The sequence below is a fragment of the Kitasatospora sp. MBT63 genome (assembly GCF_000710465.2).
In the GTDB taxonomy this organism is placed as follows: domain Bacteria; phylum Actinomycetota; class Actinomycetes; order Streptomycetales; family Streptomycetaceae; genus Kitasatospora.
This window is the reverse complement of the sequence record NZ_JAIZ01000337.1, coordinates 7,639-9,612: the sequence shown is the minus strand read 5'-3', so window position 1 is coordinate 9,612 and position 1,974 is coordinate 7,639. Positions and strand designations below refer to the sequence as shown.

General features: G+C 77.0%; 2 protein-coding genes and 1 pseudogene. 2 read left to right on the top strand and 1 reads right to left on the bottom strand.

Annotated features, from left to right (window positions below; all coding sequences use genetic code 11):
* Positions 1–177 (bottom strand): annotated as a pseudogene (locus AA75_RS44810) (ATP-binding protein); the annotation flags it as partial.
* Positions 178–604: 427 nt separating this feature from the next.
* On the opposite strand from AA75_RS44810, the gene AA75_RS20105 reads away from it, so the two are divergent.
* Both AA75_RS20105 and AA75_RS52160 read left to right on the top strand, forming a co-directional pair.
* On the top strand, positions 605–1,483 hold the full coding sequence (locus AA75_RS20105; RefSeq protein WP_033821515.1) for a RimK family alpha-L-glutamate ligase: 879 nt from the start codon (positions 605–607) through the stop codon (positions 1,481–1,483).
* On the top strand, positions 1,480–1,974 hold a 495-nt coding region (locus tag AA75_RS52160; RefSeq protein ID WP_033821514.1), incomplete at its 3' end, for a hypothetical protein. The genes AA75_RS20105 and AA75_RS52160, both read left to right, overlap by 4 nt.

The window sequence follows — 1,974 nt, the reverse complement described above, 5'->3', positions numbered from 1 at the left end:
CCGGTACCGCTCGCGGACGTGCTGGGAGTCGATCACCGGGCCGCGCGCGCAGCGCCGCAGCAGGGTGCTCTTGCCGCTGCCGGGCAGGCCGGAGACCACCACCAGGTCGTCCGGCGGGTAGTGCAGGGCCACCGGCACCGGCCCCTCGCGCAGGTCGTGCAGCCCGCGCGGGCGCAGCGCCCCACGCGGACCGGGCCGGCCGCCGGTGCGGCCGGGCGCCGGAGCGGGCCTGACGGATTCGCGCACCGCCCCTCCTTCGGTACCCGGGTCCCCTCCCCGCGGGAAAGGCTTTCCCAAGAGAGGGTAATGGCCGGGGACCGCGGCGTTGCGGCCCGTGACAGGGCTGTGGCCTGCGCCGACGGTTTCCGGACGGTTCCGTGACCGGCCGCGGCGGCCGCCGCGCCGCCTTCGTGCACGCAGCACCCCCGCTCCCGAGCCCGCGGCGCGGGGGCGCGGCCGGAGCCGCCGCGCGCCGGAGCCGCCGCGCTGTGACCCGGCTGTGGCCGTTCCGGGACGTACCGGGCGATCTTGCCGGGCCGATCCGTGGCATCCTGAGGCGCTACACCGGAGCCGCGGAATCGCGGGGGGACAGGAGTTGTACGGGATGAGGTTCTGCTTCCTGGTCGAGGAGCACTACCGGAACGACGGCATGCCGCTCGACGTGGTGCGCCGGCTGACCGAGTGGGGCCACCGGGTCGACGTCCTGCGGCCGGGCGGCTCGCTGCTCGACCTCGGCGCCCTGGTGCGGTCCGGACAGCACGACGCCTGGGTGCTCAAGACGGTCTCCGGCGGCCCCGGGCTCGGCCTGCTGGAGGCCGCCGCCGGGCTCGGCCTGACCACCGTCAACGACGCCCGCGCGATCCGACCGGTCCGGGACAAGGCCCAGGCCGCCGTGATCGCCGCCCACCACGGCCTGCCCGTGCCGCAGACCTGGGCGGCGGCCGACCCCGCCGAGTTCGCGCTGATACCGCAGCAGCACTACCCGCTGGTGGTCAAGCCCGCCGACGGCAGCTCCGGGCGCGCCGTCCACCTGGTCGAACGCCCCGACCAACTGCCCACACTCGCCGCCGACCTGGCGGGGGAGGGGCTGCTGATCGCGCAGCCGTACATCGCCAACCCCGGCCTCGACCTCAAGGTCTACTGCGCCGGCGGCGAGCTGTTCGCCACCGAACGGACCTCCCCGCTGCACCCGCACCACCCGCACCGGGAACGGCCGGTGGCGCTCAGCGCCGAGGTCGCCGCGGTGGCCGCGCAGGTCGGCGAGGTGTTCGGCCTCGACCTGTACGGCGTCGATGTGCTGCTCGGCCCCGACGGACCGGTGGTGGTCGACGTCAACGACTTCCCGAGCTTCCGGCAGGTGCCCGACGCCGTCGACACCGTGGCCGGCGCGGTGGTCCGGCTGGCCCGCAGCGGCTCCGCCTGGCCCTCCGTCCCCGGCGCCCGGCTGGTGCCCTCCTCCGCCGCGCTCGGCGGCGGCCGGTGAGGATCGGCCTGATCACCCCGGCCCCCGACCACCCGCTGCTCACCGCCACCACCGCCCTGCTGCACGCGGCCGGCCACACGGTGGAGGTGACGGCGCCCGACGCGGACCGCCCCGCCGACCCGGCCGACGTCTACCTGCTCAAGGCCCGCACCCCCGCCGCACTGGCCCTCGCGGCGGCCCTGGAACAGCTCGGCGTGCCCGTCCTCAACTCCTCGGCCGCCACCGCCTTCTGCCAGGACCGGCTGGCGATGGCCGACCAGGCCGGGCGGGCCGGACTGCCGTTCGCGCCGACCCGCAGCGCCACCCTCGCCGTCCTCGCCGCCGACTGGCCGGCCCACGGCGGGCCGCTGGTGGTCAAGAGCCGCCACAGCCGCCGCGGCGACCTGGTCGCCCGGGTCACCACCGGCGCCGAGGCCGCCCGGCTGGCCGCCCGGTGGTTGCAGGAGCCGGTGGTGGTCCAGGACCTGGCACCCGGCGACGGCTGGGACCAC

Coding starts and splice junctions, on each gene's coding strand:
- AA75_RS20105 (WP_033821515.1), top strand. CDS start 605: ATGAGGTTCTGCTTCCTGGTCGAGGAGCACTACCGGAACGACGGCATG.